The organism is Bacillus sp. FSL R5-0523 (genome assembly GCF_037975295.1).
Taxonomy (GTDB): domain Bacteria; phylum Bacillota; class Bacilli; order Bacillales; family Bacillaceae; genus Bacillus; species Bacillus subtilis.
In genome coordinates this window covers 76,441-92,500 of record NZ_CP150251.1, presented here as the reverse complement: position 1 = coordinate 92,500, position 16,060 = coordinate 76,441, and the positions used below count along the sequence as shown (strand labels likewise).

General features: G+C 45.0%; 14 protein-coding genes and 2 rRNA genes (1 of these 16 cut by a window edge). All 16 read right to left on the bottom strand.

Features of this window, described 5'->3' with window-relative positions:
* Positions 1 to 714: ribosomal RNA gene (locus NYE53_RS00490) — 23S ribosomal RNA — on the bottom strand (it extends 2,214 nt beyond the left edge of the window).
* A gap of 170 nt (positions 715 to 884) precedes the next feature.
* Positions 885 to 2,434, bottom strand: a 16S ribosomal RNA gene (locus NYE53_RS00485).
* Together the 16S and 23S rRNA genes form the textbook arrangement of a ribosomal RNA operon.
* Positions 2,435 to 2,743: 309 nt before the next feature.
* Positions 2,744 to 4,243, bottom strand: coding sequence for a lysine--tRNA ligase (gene lysS, locus NYE53_RS00480; RefSeq protein WP_103330279.1), 1,500 nt, complete (start codon positions 4,241 to 4,243; stop codon positions 2,744 to 2,746).
* A 91-nt stretch (positions 4,244 to 4,334) separates the two neighbouring features.
* Complete coding sequence (gene dusB / locus NYE53_RS00475) at positions 4,335 to 5,336, bottom strand: tRNA dihydrouridine synthase DusB (protein ID WP_014475588.1); 1,002 nt, start codon at positions 5,334 to 5,336, stop codon at positions 4,335 to 4,337.
* Positions 5,337 to 5,359: 23 nt separating this feature from the next.
* On the bottom strand, positions 5,360 to 5,569 hold the full coding sequence (locus tag NYE53_RS00470; RefSeq protein ID WP_003226678.1) for a helix-turn-helix transcriptional regulator: 210 nt from the start codon (positions 5,567 to 5,569) through the stop codon (positions 5,360 to 5,362).
* A complete protein-coding gene (gene folK / locus NYE53_RS00465) occupies positions 5,521 to 6,024 on the bottom strand; it encodes a 2-amino-4-hydroxy-6-hydroxymethyldihydropteridine diphosphokinase (protein ID WP_327829733.1) in 504 nt (167 codons plus the stop codon). Before folK ends, NYE53_RS00470 begins: the two co-directional genes overlap by 49 nt.
* Positions 6,021 to 6,383, bottom strand: coding sequence for a dihydroneopterin aldolase (gene folB, locus NYE53_RS00460; protein WP_014478613.1), 363 nt, complete (start codon positions 6,381 to 6,383; stop codon positions 6,021 to 6,023). The genes folK and folB overlap by 4 nt, the downstream gene beginning before the upstream one ends.
* Positions 6,376 to 7,233: a dihydropteroate synthase gene (folP, locus tag NYE53_RS00455; protein ID WP_015715113.1), complete on the bottom strand. Its 858-nt coding sequence runs from the start codon at positions 7,231 to 7,233 to the stop codon at positions 6,376 to 6,378. Before folP ends, folB begins: the two co-directional genes overlap by 8 nt.
* Entirely contained in the window at positions 7,215 to 8,096 is an 882-nt protein-coding gene (gene pabC, locus NYE53_RS00450) for an aminodeoxychorismate lyase (protein WP_327829746.1), read from the bottom strand. The genes folP and pabC overlap by 19 nt, the downstream gene beginning before the upstream one ends.
* Positions 8,096 to 8,680: an aminodeoxychorismate/anthranilate synthase component II gene (gene pabA, locus NYE53_RS00445; RefSeq protein ID WP_254491475.1), complete on the bottom strand. Its 585-nt coding sequence runs from the start codon at positions 8,678 to 8,680 to the stop codon at positions 8,096 to 8,098. The genes pabC and pabA overlap by 1 nt, the downstream gene beginning before the upstream one ends.
* Before the next feature lie 13 nt (positions 8,681 to 8,693).
* The gene (locus tag NYE53_RS00440; protein WP_327829735.1) at positions 8,694 to 10,106 is read right to left on the bottom strand and encodes an anthranilate synthase component I family protein; all 1,413 of its coding nucleotides are present in this window, start codon (positions 10,104 to 10,106) and stop codon (positions 8,694 to 8,696) included.
* 166 nt (positions 10,107 to 10,272) lie between these two features.
* Entirely contained in the window at positions 10,273 to 11,199 is a 927-nt protein-coding gene (cysK, locus tag NYE53_RS00435; RefSeq protein ID WP_003218399.1) for a cysteine synthase A, read from the bottom strand.
* Positions 11,200 to 11,274: 75 nt separating this feature from the next.
* Positions 11,275 to 12,168 carry a peptidyl-prolyl cis-trans isomerase gene (locus NYE53_RS00430; protein ID WP_024571698.1) on the bottom strand — a complete coding sequence of 298 codons (894 nt, stop codon included), beginning with the start codon at positions 12,166 to 12,168 and terminating at the stop codon, positions 11,275 to 11,277.
* Between the two features lie 46 nt (positions 12,169 to 12,214).
* Positions 12,215 to 13,090: a redox-regulated molecular chaperone HslO gene (gene hslO / locus NYE53_RS00425; protein ID WP_251188459.1), complete on the bottom strand. Its 876-nt coding sequence runs from the start codon at positions 13,088 to 13,090 to the stop codon at positions 12,215 to 12,217.
* Positions 13,091 to 13,101: 11 nt separating this feature from the next.
* Positions 13,102 to 13,878: a type III pantothenate kinase gene (locus NYE53_RS00420; protein ID WP_010886388.1), complete on the bottom strand. Its 777-nt coding sequence runs from the start codon at positions 13,876 to 13,878 to the stop codon at positions 13,102 to 13,104.
* Between the two features lie 194 nt (positions 13,879 to 14,072).
* A complete protein-coding gene (gene ftsH, locus NYE53_RS00415; protein ID WP_003243881.1) occupies positions 14,073 to 15,986 on the bottom strand; it encodes an ATP-dependent zinc metalloprotease FtsH in 1,914 nt (637 codons plus the stop codon).
* Positions 15,987 to 16,060: the final 74 nt, after the last annotated feature.

Sequence of the window (16,060 nt, the reverse complement as noted above, 5' to 3'; positions counted from 1 at the left end):
ACGACCACGTACTCATGCGCCCTATTCAGACTCGCTTTCGCTGCGGCTCCGCATCTTCTGCTTAACCTTGCACGGGATCGTAACTCGCCGGTTCATTCTACAAAAGGCACGCCATCACCCGTTAACGGGCTCTGACTACTTGTAGGCACACGGTTTCAGGATCTCTTTCACTCCCCTTCCGGGGTGCTTTTCACCTTTCCCTCACGGTACTGGTTCACTATCGGTCACTAGGGAGTATTTAGCCTTGGGAGATGGTCCTCCCGGATTCCGACGGAATTTCACGTGTTCCGCCGTACTCAGGATCCACTCAGGAGAGAACGAAGTTTTGACTACAGGGCTGTTACCTCCTATGGCGGGCCTTTCCAGACCTCTTCATCTACCTCGTTCCTTTGTAACTCCGTACAGAGTGTCCTACAACCCCAAGAGGCAAGCCTCTTGGTTTGGGCTGATCCCGTTTCGCTCGCCGCTACTCAGGGAATCGCATTTGCTTTCTCTTCCTCCGGGTACTTAGATGTTTCAGTTCCCCGGGTCTGCCTTCTCATATCCTATGAATTCAGATATGGATACCACTCCATTACGAGTGGTGGGTTTCCCCATTCGGAAATCTCCGGATCAAAGCTTGCTTACAGCTCCCCGAAGCATATCGGTGTTCGTCCCGTCCTTCATCGGCTCCTAGTGCCAAGGCATCCACCGTGCGCCCTTTCTAACTTAACCGTTAAAAAGAATCACTATGTGATATCTTGTATTACTAATTGAATGTGATGTCTACTGTTATCTAGTTTTCAAAGAACACGTTTCGAAGGAATGATCCTTCAAAACTAAACAAGACAGGGAACGTTCTGTTTATAAGACCCAAGGTCTTATATTCCGTATAATATCCTTAGAAAGGAGGTGATCCAGCCGCACCTTCCGATACGGCTACCTTGTTACGACTTCACCCCAATCATCTGTCCCACCTTCGGCGGCTGGCTCCTAAAAGGTTACCTCACCGACTTCGGGTGTTACAAACTCTCGTGGTGTGACGGGCGGTGTGTACAAGGCCCGGGAACGTATTCACCGCGGCATGCTGATCCGCGATTACTAGCGATTCCAGCTTCACGCAGTCGAGTTGCAGACTGCGATCCGAACTGAGAACAGATTTGTGGGATTGGCTTAACCTCGCGGTTTCGCTGCCCTTTGTTCTGTCCATTGTAGCACGTGTGTAGCCCAGGTCATAAGGGGCATGATGATTTGACGTCATCCCCACCTTCCTCCGGTTTGTCACCGGCAGTCACCTTAGAGTGCCCAACTGAATGCTGGCAACTAAGATCAAGGGTTGCGCTCGTTGCGGGACTTAACCCAACATCTCACGACACGAGCTGACGACAACCATGCACCACCTGTCACTCTGCCCCCGAAGGGGACGTCCTATCTCTAGGATTGTCAGAGGATGTCAAGACCTGGTAAGGTTCTTCGCGTTGCTTCGAATTAAACCACATGCTCCACCGCTTGTGCGGGCCCCCGTCAATTCCTTTGAGTTTCAGTCTTGCGACCGTACTCCCCAGGCGGAGTGCTTAATGCGTTAGCTGCAGCACTAAGGGGCGGAAACCCCCTAACACTTAGCACTCATCGTTTACGGCGTGGACTACCAGGGTATCTAATCCTGTTCGCTCCCCACGCTTTCGCTCCTCAGCGTCAGTTACAGACCAGAGAGTCGCCTTCGCCACTGGTGTTCCTCCACATCTCTACGCATTTCACCGCTACACGTGGAATTCCACTCTCCTCTTCTGCACTCAAGTTCCCCAGTTTCCAATGACCCTCCCCGGTTGAGCCGGGGGCTTTCACATCAGACTTAAGAAACCGCCTGCGAGCCCTTTACGCCCAATAATTCCGGACAACGCTTGCCACCTACGTATTACCGCGGCTGCTGGCACGTAGTTAGCCGTGGCTTTCTGGTTAGGTACCGTCAAGGTACCGCCCTATTCGAACGGTACTTGTTCTTCCCTAACAACAGAGCTTTACGATCCGAAAACCTTCATCACTCACGCGGCGTTGCTCCGTCAGACTTTCGTCCATTGCGGAAGATTCCCTACTGCTGCCTCCCGTAGGAGTCTGGGCCGTGTCTCAGTCCCAGTGTGGCCGATCACCCTCTCAGGTCGGCTACGCATCGTTGCCTTGGTGAGCCATTACCTCACCAACTAGCTAATGCGCCGCGGGTCCATCTGTAAGTGGTAGCCGAAGCCACCTTTTATGTTTGAACCATGCGGTTCAAACAACCATCCGGTATTAGCCCCGGTTTCCCGGAGTTATCCCAGTCTTACAGGCAGGTTACCCACGTGTTACTCACCCGTCCGCCGCTAACATCAGGGAGCAAGCTCCCATCTGTCCGCTCGACTTGCATGTATTAGGCACGCCGCCAGCGTTCGTCCTGAGCCAGGATCAAACTCTCCGATAAAGTAGTTTGACTGACTACGCACATCGCTGTGCGATTTTTAAAAAACTGAATTAACAGGTACGTTTTGTCTTGTTTAGTTTTCAAAGATCATTTTGTCCACTTCATTCAAGCGACTTTATTATTATAACTCGTTGACTCAGTGAAGTCAATAACTTTTTTTAAGTTATTTTTTCGTTATCGCCTTGTTTAGCGGCAACGAATAATAATATACCACCTAGTAAATAATAGTGCAATAGTTTTTTTGAAGAAATACTAAGGAATTTAAAAAGAGCGGCATCCTTTCTCTATGGAGGATACCGCTCTTCTTTATTAGCGTTGTCTCATTTGCGGAAATAACAGCACATCGCGAATAGAAGGGGCATTCGTCAGCAGCATAACCAGACGGTCGATACCGATGCCTAAACCTCCTGTTGGCGGCATACCGTATTCCAGAGCTTCAACAAAGTCTTCATCCATTAAATGAGCTTCATCATTACCGGCTTCACGCTCTTTTAATTGCGCTTCAAAGCGTTCTCTTTGATCAATAGGATCATTCAGCTCTGTAAACGCGTTGGCATGTTCACGGCCAACGATAAACAGCTCAAAACGGTCTGTAAAACGCGGGTCCTCAGGGTTTTTCTTAGCAAGAGGAGAAATTTCTACAGGATGCCCGTAAATAAACGTTGGCTGAATAAGCGTTTCTTCAATTTTTTGTTCGAAGAATTCGTTGATGATATGCCCTACTGTCATAGAATCTTTAATTTCTACACCATGTTCTTTTGCATATTCACGCGCCTGCTCAACAGTAACCTCTTCCCAGAAATCAACGCCGGTCGCTTCTTTGACTGCGTCAACCATATGGATTCTTTTCCACTCCGGTTTAAGGTCGATTTGCTCTTCCCCGTATTGAATCGTAGTTGTGCCAAGCACTTCTTGGGCGATATGAGCGACAAGGTTTTCAGTTAAGCTCATGATATCTTTATAGTCCGCATATGCTTCATATAACTCAATCATTGTAAATTCAGGGTTATGGCGTGTAGAGACACCTTCGTTACGGAAAACACGGCCGATTTCATATACTTTTTCTAAACCGCCGACAATTAGACGTTTTAGGTGCAGTTCGATAGCAATACGCATATAGAGTGGAATATCTAACGCGTTGTGGTGAGTGATAAACGGACGTGCAGAAGCTCCCCCAGGAATGCTGTGCATTGTAGGTGTTTCTACTTCTAAGTATCCATGATCATCAAGGTATCTTCTCATAGTTTGAATGATCTTGCTTCGTGTAATGAACGTATGTTTGCTGTCTGGGTTTACGATAAGATCCAGGTAGCGCTGACGGTAGCGCTGCTCAACGTCTTTTAAACCATGGTATTTGTCAGGAAGCGGACGAAGAGCTTTTGTCAGCAATTCAAAGGAAGTTGCTTTAACAGACAATTCGCCTACATTTGTTTTGAAGACTTTTCCGGTTACGCCGATAAGATCACCGAGGTCAGAAGACTTGAAGATTTCATATTGGTCGTCACCGACACTGTCTTTTCTTACGTAGATTTGGATTTGGCCTTCTAAATCCTGAAGATGGGCAAAGCCGGCTTTTCCTTTGCCGCGTTTTGTCATCATGCGGCCTGCGATTGTAACTTCAATCGCTTTTTCTTCTAACTCTTCTTTGGTTAGATCTTGATATGCCGAAATAACTTCTTGAGACTGATGAGTTCTTTCAAAACGTGCGCCGAATGGATCGATGCCGTTATCTCTCAGCTGATTCATTTTATCGCGTCTGACTTGCAGCTGATCGTTCAATTCTTCATGGTTATGCTCTTCTTGACTCATTGTTATCACTCCATTACAGATATTGTTTCATGAAAAAAGCAGAAAAACTGCCAGCGTAAAACTAGCAGTGAGCAGCAAATAGAGGTGAGTATTATCCTACTTTTGCATTTTGAAGCTCTTTTGCCTCAACTTCAACCGTAAATGCATCTAAAAGCTGTACAAACTCTTCTCTCGTCTCGCAATGATTGATTTCATTACGAACGTTCGCATTGCCTTTCACGCCTTTCAGATACCATGCAGCATGCTTTCTCATTTCTCTTACCGCTACGTTTTCACCTTTTAAGTCAATCAGGCGGTCAAGATGCAGTTTGCATACGGCCATTTTTTCGCGTACTTGCGGCTCTTCTTTTAATTCACCTGTTTCAAGATACTGAACCGTACGGTAAATCATCCACGGGTTGCCCAATGCAGCGCGTCCGATCATGACCCCGTCTACTCCTGTCTCATCGAGCATACGCTTAGCATCCTGCGGTGTCTTAACATCGCCGTTTCCGATAACCGGAATCGATACTGATTGTTTTACTTCTTTGATGATATCCCAGTTTGCCGTTCCTTCGTACATCTGCACTCTCGTACGGCCGTGAAGCGCCACTGCTTTACCGCCCGCACGTTCTACAGCCTGTGCATTTTTCACTGCGAAAATGTGGTCTTCATCCCAGCCCATTCTCATTTTCACTGTAACTGGTTTATTAACAGCATCCACTACTGCAGAAACCATTTCGTAAATCTTATCAGGGTCGAGAAGCCATTTGGCTCCCGCATCGCATTTTGTAATCTTCGGCACGGGACATCCCATGTTAATGTCAATGATATCAGCAGTTGTGTTTTGGTCTACAAACTTCGCCGCTTCCACAAGGGTTTCCTTTTTCCCTCCGAAAATTTGAAGGCTCAGTGGTTTCTCACGTTCATCAATATAAAGCATACCCATTGTTCTTGCATTGTTGTAAAGGATCGCTTTGTCACTGACCATTTCAGCGCATACCAATCCGGCTCCGAATTCCTTTACAGTCAATCTGAACGCAGAGTTGCAGACACCAGCCATAGGTGCGAGCACAACCCGGTTTTTCAATTGAATATCTCCGATTTTGAACAATTTTTCTCCTCCTTTCATTTGTTCTATTTTTCTGGCGGCGCCAATTCGTCCGCACTTATATTTAAAACATCTGCTGCATCTTGAATGATGGCAGCTGACGGCAATCGGTTTCCGCGTTCAATTTCGCCGAGAATAGAAACTGATATACCTAATGCTTTTGCAAATCCTTCTTGAGTATAACCTTTCAGCTTTCTGAATGCACGAATTCGTCTACCCCAGATTTCTGCTTCCATACTCTTACACCTTCTTGGTCTGTTTCGGCGCTTGTAGCCTCTTTTTCAACCTGCTGGCAAATTTCCGCAAGCGGCGCAAGGACAAACAAACGCTCATACATTCTCGGATGCGGAACAATTAGTTGCTCTGTTTCAATATTTTCACGATTAAATAACAAAATGTCAAGGTCTGCCGTCCGCGGCCCCCATCTTACTTCCCTTGTTCTGCCTAATTCATTTTCTATCTGCTGCGTCAGTTCAAGTAGTTCAAAAGGGTTCAGTGATGTCTTGATTTCAACAGCCATATTCAAAAATTGAGCTTGATCTTCGTATCCGACCGGGTCAGTTTCGTAAATAGACGACACTTTAGTGACTGTCACCGCAACATGCTGATGCAGTAAAGCCACTGCTTGCCTTAAATACGTTTCTCTATCTCCAATATTAGATCCAAGTGCAATATAAGCTATGTTGTTCATGACTTTTTTCTCGTAATTTCAATTGCTACTGATTTATAGTGTCCGGGAATTGGCGGGTCTGGCTTAATCACTTTCACCGTACATTGCTGAACAGGCTGAAATTTTTCGAGAACAGTGCCAGCAATACGTTCCGCCAGCGTTTCTACCAATTTTACAGGCTCCCCTTCCACGATATCTTTACATACGTGATAGAGTTCAGCATAGTTGATCGTTTGCTCAAGGTCGTCTGTTTGTCCAGCTTTGCTTAAATCCAGCTCAGCGGTTAAATCGACTTTAAACCGCTGGCCAAGTTTGTTTTCTTCTTTGAACACACCGTGATATCCGTAAAACTCCATACCTTCTACATAAACTTTATCCATGGTGCACCCCTCCCTTATTCAGCATCGCGTCCATCATTTTCGCCATTCTGGCAATTTGCTTTACATCATGGACCCTGACAATGTCACAGCCTTTTTGAATGCCGAGACACACAGTCGCGCCTGTGCCCTCAGCCCGCTCCTCAGGCGGAAGATCCAGAACACGTCCGATGAATCTTTTTCGGGAGGTTGCCAGAAGAACCGGATATCCCAACCCGCTGAAAATCTCTAGTTTGTTCATCACTGCCAAGTTATCGTGATAGGTTTTCGCGAAACCGATACCGGGATCAAGAATAATGTTCTTCTCGTCTACTCCGGCCTCAACAGCAATTTTTACACTCTCCATTAAGTCCGACAGCATATCCGGCAATAAGTCATTGTAGTTTCTTTCTGGGCGGTTATGCATGAGAACAATTGGAACATTGTGTTCAGCTGCAACGGAAGCCATCTTCGGATCATGTTTGGCTCCCCAAATATCATTGATAATGGATGCGCCGGCTTTCACAGCTTCATCTGCGACAGAAGCCTTGTACGTATCTACAGAAATAGGAACACCAAGCTCTTTCGTAATCCGCTCAATCACCGGAATGACTCTGGACATCTCCTCATCCTCAGATACGCACTCAGCGCCAGGCCTTGTCGATTCCCCTCCGATATCAATGATATGGGCACCATCATTGATCATCTCTTCCGCGTGCAGCAGCGCCTTGTCCAAGCTGTCATATTTTCCGCCGTCCGAGAAAGAGTCAGGCGTTACGTTTAAAATTCCCATCACCAGCGTCTTCTCTTTATATGATAAAGCGCTGGGCTTAGTGTGGATTACTTGTGTTTGATCTATTGTGTGCTGCGCCATGCTCTTCCTCCCTTTTCATGAATCATGTTCTTTATTTCTTTTTTGTATAACAATTGAAGAGCGGAGGTTGCTTCTCCGCTTTGGCTTCCATAGTTTACTTCTTCTATTTTAGTAAACGGGATGATTTCAAGAACTGAGTTCGTCATCCACGCTTCGTCAGCTGTCAAGAGAGCTTCTAACTCATATCGGCCCGTTTTGAGCTCCAGGCCGATATTCTTTGCATTTTCTATGATAAAACGTCTCGTGACGCCGTCCAGAATACCGGTATCAAGCGATGGCGTATAGATACAGCGACCTTTTCTCCAGAAGACATTAGATATGATACCCTCTGCAACAACTCCATCCTCCGTTAAGAAAATTCCCTCGACACGCGGATCATTTCCAATTTCACGTTTCGCATACATATTATTTAAATAATGATGTGATTTTAACCGGAACGATCCCTCTGGAGTGTTTCTCCGTATCGATAAAACCTTCCCTTCTTTTTGCAAAGGAAGCCTTTCTGGTTTCAGCTGATTCACAAAGCATAAAACGGTCGGCTTATCGTACGTCTGGGCGACAAAACCTTTATCGCTGATCCCCGCTGATATGTTCAGTCTGACGCGGGCATTGCCATCCTTGATATCATTTAGCTTAAGCAGCTTGTCCAGCATCTCAAGGATCTCATGCTTTGAAACAGTATATTCGATTTGCAGATCCTTAAGTGCGCGTTCAAGCCGTTCTATATGCCAATCAAGCAGAAACGGGCAGCCTTCGTAGAGCCTGAAGGTTTCGAAAACACCGATCCCATATAAAAACCCATGGTCAAAAGGAGAAAGAACTGCATCTTTCTCCTCCATATACCGGCCGTTCACATATATCATCACGCAATAACTTCCTTGCGATATGTCTCAATAAAATTTCTGAGCATTTCTTTCCCAAAGGAGGTCATAATAGACTCTGGGTGAAATTGCACGCCCTCTATCGGGAGGTCATTGTGGCGAATAGCCATGATTTCTCCTTCTTTCGTTTGTGCTGTTACTGTAAAACAGTTTGGCAGCGTCTCAGGTTTTACGATCAGCGAGTGGTATCGCGTCGCAACAAGGGGGTTTTTCAACCCTTCAAAAATGGTTTTGCCGTCATGCTCGATATCCGAGGTTTTCCCGTGCATAAGCCGTTCTGCCCTAACAACATCACCGCCGAACACTTGTGCGATGGACTGATGTCCGAGACATACACCGAAAATAGGAATTTTCCCTGCGAAATGTTTAATTGCTTCGAGGCTGATTCCCGCCTCATCAGGGCTGCACGGTCCGGGAGATATCATCAGAAAGTCCGGAGACAGTTCTTCAATTTTTTCGATTGTGATGCTGTCATTGCGTTTCACAACCAGCTCTTCCCCAAGCTCGCCCAAATACTGTACCAAGTTGTACGTGAATGAATCGTAGTTATCAATCATTAAAATCATTTCTCCGCTCACCTCATCTAATTTTTGTCTCTTCTTTGCTCAGCTCTAATGCTCTTTGCATCGCAAAAGCTTTTTTGAATGATTCCTTGTATTCGTGCTTCGGAACAGAATCAATCACAACTCCTGCGCCGGACTGCATAAATGCCTGCCCTCCGGTTGCATAAATGGTTCGAATGACGATATTAAACTGCAGATCGTGATTATATCCAAACCATCCTATAGATCCAGTATAAAGCCCTCGGCGTGTCGGCTCAAGTTCTTCTATAATTTCCATCGTTCTTACTTTCGGTGCACCAGTAATGGTTCCTCCGGGAAACACAGCATGAATAATATCTACAGCATCATACCCATCCTGCAGTTCACCTTGGACATTAGACACAATGTGCATCACATGCGAGTATTTTTCAATTGCCATGAATTCATTTACGCGCACAGACCCATAACGTGATACTCTTCCCAGGTCATTTCGCTCAAGATCAACCAGCATGACATGTTCCGCGCGTTCTTTTTCATTGTGTATCAATTCGTTTGCTAGCGCCTCGTCTTCTTCATTTGTTTTCCCTCTGGAACGGGTGCCCGCAATCGGTCTCGTCTCTAATAGCTTGCCCTTTTTGCTGACAAGCAGTTCAGGCGATCCGCAAATGATTTGGAAATCAGGTGTTTCTAAATACGCCATATAAGGAGAAGGATTTACTTCTCTCAAGGTTTTGTAAATTTGATATGGGTGGGCAGACAGTGACTGTGACTGCCTTATTGATAGATTGACTTGAAACACATCTCCGCTGGCAATGTATTGTTTGATTTTCTCTACAGCTTGTGAGAACCCATCCTCGGTAAATGGCGCCGCGAAAGAACCATCTGTTTCAGGGTTCATCTCTCGCGAAGAGACAGCGGGAAGCTCAGTCAGCCACATCTGCTCTAACTCAGATAGCTTCACATCCGCTGTTTCCTGATCAGAACCATTAACATGAGTAATCAGCCATAGAGACTCTTCTTGATGGTCATAAACTGCTATATCATCAAAAACAAGAAAATAAATATCTGGTGTTTCTAGATCATCTAACGAGAGCATCTTAAAATTTTCAATGTACCGTGCGTAATCATAGCTGAGAAACCCGATTGCCCCGCCTTGAAAGTCAGGGAACTCATGATTTGTTTCTGTTTCCAGCGTTTTAAACCAGCTGTGGAAGGCCCGTAACGGATCACCTTCTTTAAACAGCATCTCATCACCATGCTTAATTGTAGTTATTCCGTCTTTTCCTTTCACAGTCGCAATTGGATCAAGACCGGCTATACTATATCTGCCGCCTCTTGCACTTTCGAGAAGTACATGATGTTTCCGGGATTGCGCAAGTTTCTCAAATTGTTGTAAGAATGAGTCTTTTTGAAAAGGTACTTTTATGCCTGCCGGTCTGCGTTGTGCCATTTGTATCATTCCTCTATTTTCTTTTTTACTTGTTTTTAATTGTAAAGCAATGTTGTTAGTGAAAAAAGTGAATTTCTCTTCCAAGAATAACATTCGTCGCAGACATGGCATATTTGATGCACGAAATATAAAAAAACTCCCGGCGGACCGGGAGTTTTGGCTTTTTTTAATCGAATTGATACAGCGGCGTGCTTAGATAACGTTCGCCGTTACTTGGAATGATGGCCAATACTTTTTTGCCTTTTCCGAGTTTTTTTGCTACTTGAAGAGCAGCATAAATTGCCGCACCTGATGAGATGCCTCCGAGAATTCCTTCTTCACGTGCAGCTCTGCGGGCATATTCGAATGCTTCTTCATTCTTCACAGGGAAGATTTCATCATATACTTCAGTGTTTAAGATGTCCGGCACGAATCCAGCTCCGATTCCCTGAATTTTGTGGGGGCCTGGTTTTCCTCCTGAAAGCACTGGGGAATCTGACGGTTCAACAGCGTAAATCTTGATGGAAGGGTATGCTTCCTTCAGCACTTCACCCGCTCCCGTAATCGTTCCGCCCGTTCCGATTCCGGCTACAAATGCATCAAGCTGGTCATCACCGAATTGCTCAACGATTTCTTTACCTGTTGTTTGGCGGTGAATTTCTGGGTTAGAAGGGTTGTTAAACTGCTGCGGCACAAAGTATCCGTGCTTTTCAGCAAGCTCTTCAGCTTTCTTAATGGCACCTTTCATGCCTTCCGCACCAGGAGTCAGCACAAGCTCAGCACCGTATGCGCGAAGAAGGTTGCGGCGCTCCATGCTCATTGTATCAGGCATAACCAAAATGGCTTTTAATCCTTTAGCAGCAGCAACCATTGCAAGCCCGATTCCAGTATTTCCGCTTGTCGGTTCAATGATTGTATCACCGGCTTTTAATTTTCCTTCTTTTTCAGCCGCTTCAATCATGGCTAAACCGATACGGTCTTTTACACTGCTTCCAGGGTTCATGTATTCAAGTTTTAGATATACATCCGCACTGTTTTCATCTGCAAGGCGATTTAATTTAACGATTGGCGTATTCCCAATTAATTCAGTAATGGAGTTTGCTACACGTACCATTCTCGACACCTCAATTTCCGACTATTTGTATTGGTATTATGTATATAATCTATCAATTTCAAAATTTTTTGTCAATCACTTAGTACTTTTTTCCCCATAAAACCAAGATACATCGGCTTCTTTCCAAAGTGTCTTAACTGTCGCTTTATCGCCTAGCTGATCCATTGCGATTTGCCGTCTGATCTGGTCTTTTACTTCATCAAATGAGAACGTTCTTGCCTTTAGTTTTTCTTTCAGCTGGATAATGGCATATCCATTGCTGACCTTTATTGGTTCCTGAGACCATTCATCCTCTTTGAGTGTTTTCGCCTCTTCAATGTATGCTGATGGAATGTTGTCTGATGCCTCTGTGACAAAACCTAAATCTCCGCCGTATGGTGATGTATATCTGTCAGTGGACCTTTCGGCAGCGACAGCTTCAAAGCTTGATCCGCCTTTCAGTTCTTTCAGGACTTCTCTCGCTTCTTCTTCATCTTTTACAACAATGTGCCGAATTCGATACGAATCATCAAACTGATATAGTTCCTTATTTTTATTATAGAATGATTCCAGTTCTTTGTTTGAGATATCAATATCCCTTGTTAACAATTCCTCAAGGAGGATATTATAACGAATTTGGTCTTTCCACTCTTTCTCCGTCGTATGTTCATCTTCGTAAAAGGAATTATTGACCGCTTTAATCAGCAAAAACTCACGATCAACTTCGCTTTTGGATATTTTAAGGTTGTTCTTTTTAGCCAGCTGCTCAACAACTCGGACATTGATCATATCTTCAAGCGTTGACTTACCATACTGGTCTTCCATTTCTTTCAGCCATTCTTCTCTTGTCACACTCTTGCCTCCGATAGTCGCAATAGACTCACCGGATGACGATGCGCCGGCTTGGGATTTCGTCAGCGTATATGCAACAGCAATACAGCAAACCAACAGCGCCCCTAAAATAATGGTCCAGATTGTTCTTGATTTCAAACCTGCTTTCAGCCCCTTTTCTCAATTTAAAAACCCGCTAAAGAGCTTAGCGGGTAGTTTGGTCACGAAGCCCTTCCAGCTCTTCTTTTGTAAATAAGTACTTTTCATTACAAAAATGGCATACTGCTTCGGCTTGTCCATCTTCTTCTATCATATCTTGAATTTCTTTTTTGCCTAGTCCTAAAATGGCTGTTTCGAACCGTTCTTTTGAACAAGGGCAATGGAATCTGACAGGCATCGTTTCCAAAATCTCAGGTTTCTCGCCTAGGACTTCTTCTAAAATTTCTTCTGGTGTCAGCCCCTTTTGGATGAGCTTAGAAATCGGCTCTACTTGAGATAGACGCTGTTCAATTTTTGTGATTGTTTCATCATCTGTTCCCGGCATCAGCTGAATAATAAAGCCCCCTGCCGCAAGAATGGTATTGTCAGGATTTACGAGCACACCTACGCCCACTGATGAAGGAACCTGCTCAGATGATACAAGATAGTAAGTGAAATCATCTCCTAATTCTCCTGAAACGATTTCTACTTGTCCTGTGAAGAACTCGCGCAAACCTAAATCTTTTACGACACTTAACGTTCCGTTTGTTCCAACCGCACGTCTGACATCAAGCTTGCCTTGTTCATTTAAATCAAAATGAACTTGCGGGTTAGAGACATAGGCTCTGACTTCTCCTTTGGCATTGGCATCAGCTACAATAGCTCCGATCGGACCTCCGCCCTCGACTTTCACAGTCAGCTTATCTTCGCCCTTCAGCATAGCGCCGAGCATAAGTGAAGCTGTCATTGTGCGCCCTAATGCAGCGGATGCTGTCGGCCACGTACCATGGCGTCTCTGTCCTTCATTTACCATATCAGTCGTTCTCGCTGCATAAGCCCGAACTTTTCCGTCATACGCAAGTGCTTTTACTAAATAATCCATTACAAAACCTCCTATACACTTCCTACGCGGTTTCTTTCATAAATCAATTCCAGCCCTTTTAGGGTTAAGAATGGATCAACGATGTCTATACAATCTGATTCGTTCGCAATGAGCGGCGCCAGGCCTCCCGTCGCAATGACCTTTGGTTCCTGTTTTGCCTGCCATTTCATTCGCTTAACGATTCCTTCCACTTGGCCGACATAGCCAAATAAAATCCCAGATTGCATCGCGCTAACAGTGTTTTTTCCGATAATATTGTCGGGCCGGGTGATTTCGATACGCGGAAGCTTTGCTGCACGCGAGTAAAGCGCCTCTGTCGAAATCGTAATCCCAGGGGCAATCGCCCCGCCCATGTATTGTTTGTTTTCATCAATATAGCAGTACGTTGTGGCGGTTCCGAAATCGACAACAATTAATGGATTGCCGTATAAGTGTATCGCAGCGACAGCATTTACGATTCTGTCTGCCCCCACTTCTTTCGGATTGTCATATTTTATATTTAAACCGGTTTTCATACCTGGACCAACAATTTGCGGCTCGATATGAAAGTATTTTGTGCACATTCTTTCTAACGCAAACATGATTGGCGGCACTACTGACGAAATAATAATGCCATCTATCTGTTCAAACATAAGCCCTGAGTGATCAAATAAGGAGCGCAAAATCATCCCAAACTCATCTTCTGTTTTATGTCTGCTTGTTTCTATACGCCAGTGATATTCTAATTTTCCATCATGATATACACCAAGTACAGTATTGGTGTTCCCCACATCGATAACCAGTAACAACCTCTATCACCACTTTTGAATAGTTTCTCTACTTTACTTTTTACAAACATTCTACAATACCATACACGATCAGCGGCTCATTTGTAAACAAATCGATACCAGAATTGGATGATTGTAAAAGCCGCACCTGAGCCCATCATTTACATAAAAAAACTGCCAGCGTCAGCCGGCAGTTTTTTTAGAAAGAAAGCGAATTACTCTTTCGTATCGTCTTTCTTTTCTTCTGTTTTTGTCAGAATGTTTACTTTCACATCATCGTTCTTTTCATCATCTGAGAAATTACGCTCAGGTAATGTTCCATGATCGATAAGGTGTTTGATCTGTTCAGCGTCAAGCGTTTCAACTTTCAGAAGCGTTTGGGCAATCAATTCAAGCTTGTCACGATTTTCAGTCAGGATTTGTTTCGCACGCTCATAACATTCTTTGATGATGCGCTGAATTTCCTGATCAATTTCGTAAGCGATTTGATCACTGTAATTCTGTTCGTTGTTGAAATCACGGCCTAAGAATACCTGGCCACCCTGAGACTGTCCAAATTGCAACGGTCCCAGTTTTTCTGACATACCGAATTCCGTAACCATTCGTCTTGCAATATTCGTCGCACGCTGGAAGTCATTGTGCGCCCCTGTGCTGACTTCACCGAAGATAATCTCTTCAGCAACACGTCCGCCCAAGAGGCCGACAATTTTATCAAGCAGCTCCGGCTTTGTTTGGAAATAACGGTCTTCTCTTGGCAGCATAACAGCATAACCGCCAGCCTGGCCCCGAGGAACAATCGTTACTTTATGAACCATATCTGCCTCATCTAAAACAAGACCGATAACGGTGTGTCCGCCTTCGTGATAAGCCACGATATTGCGTTCTTTCTTGGAGATAACGCGGCTCTTCTTAGCGGGTCCGGCAATTACACGGTCCGTCGCTTCGTCAATATCACGCGCATCGATTTTTTTCTTGTTTTGACGAGCCGCTACAAGCGCAGCTTCATTCAAGAGGTTTTCTAAGTCAGCGCCTGAGAAGCCTGGTGTTCTCATGGCAATTGATTTTAGGTTAACCGTTTCATCCAGCGGTTTGTTTCTCGCATGGACTTTCAATACAGCTTCACGGCCAATGACATCTGGGCGGTCCACTGTGATTTGACGGTCAAAACGTCCCGGACGAAGTAAGGCTGGGTCCAAGATGTCCGCACGGTTCGTCGCAGCAATGATGATAATTCCTTCATTAGCGCTGAATCCGTCCATTTCAACAAGCAATTGGTTTAGCGTCTGTTCACGTTCATCGTGTCCACCGCCGAGACCAGCGCCACGCTGGCGTCCGACTGCGTCAATTTCATCAATGAAGATCAAACAAGGCGCATTCTTTTTCGCATTTTCAAACAAGTCACGCACACGGGAAGCACCGACCCCTACAAACATTTCAACGAAATCAGATCCGCTGATGCTGAAGAAAGGTACGCCGGCTTCACCTGCACAAGCCTTAGCAAGCAATGTTTTACCGGTACCCGGAGGTCCGACTAAAAGCACGCCTTTCGGTATTCTGGCGCCAAGCTCGGCAAACTTGCGGGGATCCTTCAGAAACTCAACAACTTCAACAAGTTCTTGCTTTTCTTCGTCAGCCCCTGCAACGTCTTTAAATTTGACGCGTTTCTTTTCCTCTGTATACAGCTTCGCTTTACTCTTGCCAAAGTTCATGACACGGCTGCCGCCGCCTTGAGCCTGATTGAGCAGGAAGAAAAACAGAATAAAGATAATGACAAATGGGATGATGGTCGTCAGGAACGTCACCCATCCGCTTGTTTCTTGCGCGGGCTCAACCTTTACGTCTGTCTTTTTCAAAGCGTTAAATATCTGGTCTGCTCCCTTTCCTTCAGGAACATGAGTCAAAAAGTATTGATCTTTGTCGTAGTTTTTCAGCTGCCCTTTTACCTCATAAACACCTCTGACAGGCTGAACCGATACGCTATCAACTTTCCCGTCATCCAGGTTTTTGATGAACGTACTGTACGACATATTTTCTGTTTTCGGATTTGAGGTCTGGAAGTAGCTCACAACCCCGATTACTACTAATAAAATAAGTAAATAAAAAATGGTATTACGGAAGACCCGATTCATTCCTTACCTCCTCCCACAGTAAGCACAACTATGTTCAATAGTACCATAGAAAATCATTCCAATACAAACAATAA

Coding starts and splice junctions, on each gene's coding strand:
- pabA (WP_254491475.1), bottom strand. CDS start 8,680: ATGATTTTAATGATTGATAACTACGATTCATTCACGTACAACTTGGTA.
- folK (WP_327829733.1), bottom strand. CDS start 6,024: ATGAACAACATAGCTTATATTGCACTTGGATCTAATATTGGAGATAGA.
- NYE53_RS00440 (WP_327829735.1), bottom strand. CDS start 10,106: ATGGCACAACGCAGACCGGCAGGCATAAAAGTACCTTTTCAAAAAGAC.
- hslO (WP_251188459.1), bottom strand. CDS start 13,090: ATGGATTATTTAGTAAAAGCACTTGCGTATGACGGAAAAGTTCGGGCT.
- lysS (WP_103330279.1), bottom strand. CDS start 4,243: ATGAGTCAAGAAGAGCATAACCATGAAGAATTGAACGATCAGCTGCAA.
- folP (WP_015715113.1), bottom strand. CDS start 7,233: ATGGCGCAGCACACAATAGATCAAACACAAGTAATCCACACTAAGCCC.
- folB (WP_014478613.1), bottom strand. CDS start 6,383: ATGGATAAAGTTTATGTAGAAGGTATGGAGTTTTACGGATATCACGGT.
- pabC (WP_327829746.1), bottom strand. CDS start 8,096: ATGATATATGTGAACGGCCGGTATATGGAGGAGAAAGATGCAGTTCTT.
- cysK (WP_003218399.1), bottom strand. CDS start 11,199: ATGGTACGTGTAGCAAACTCCATTACTGAATTAATTGGGAATACGCCA.
- NYE53_RS00470 (WP_003226678.1), bottom strand. CDS start 5,569: ATGGAAGCAGAAATCTGGGGTAGACGAATTCGTGCATTCAGAAAGCTG.
- ftsH (WP_003243881.1), bottom strand. CDS start 15,986: ATGAATCGGGTCTTCCGTAATACCATTTTTTATTTACTTATTTTATTA.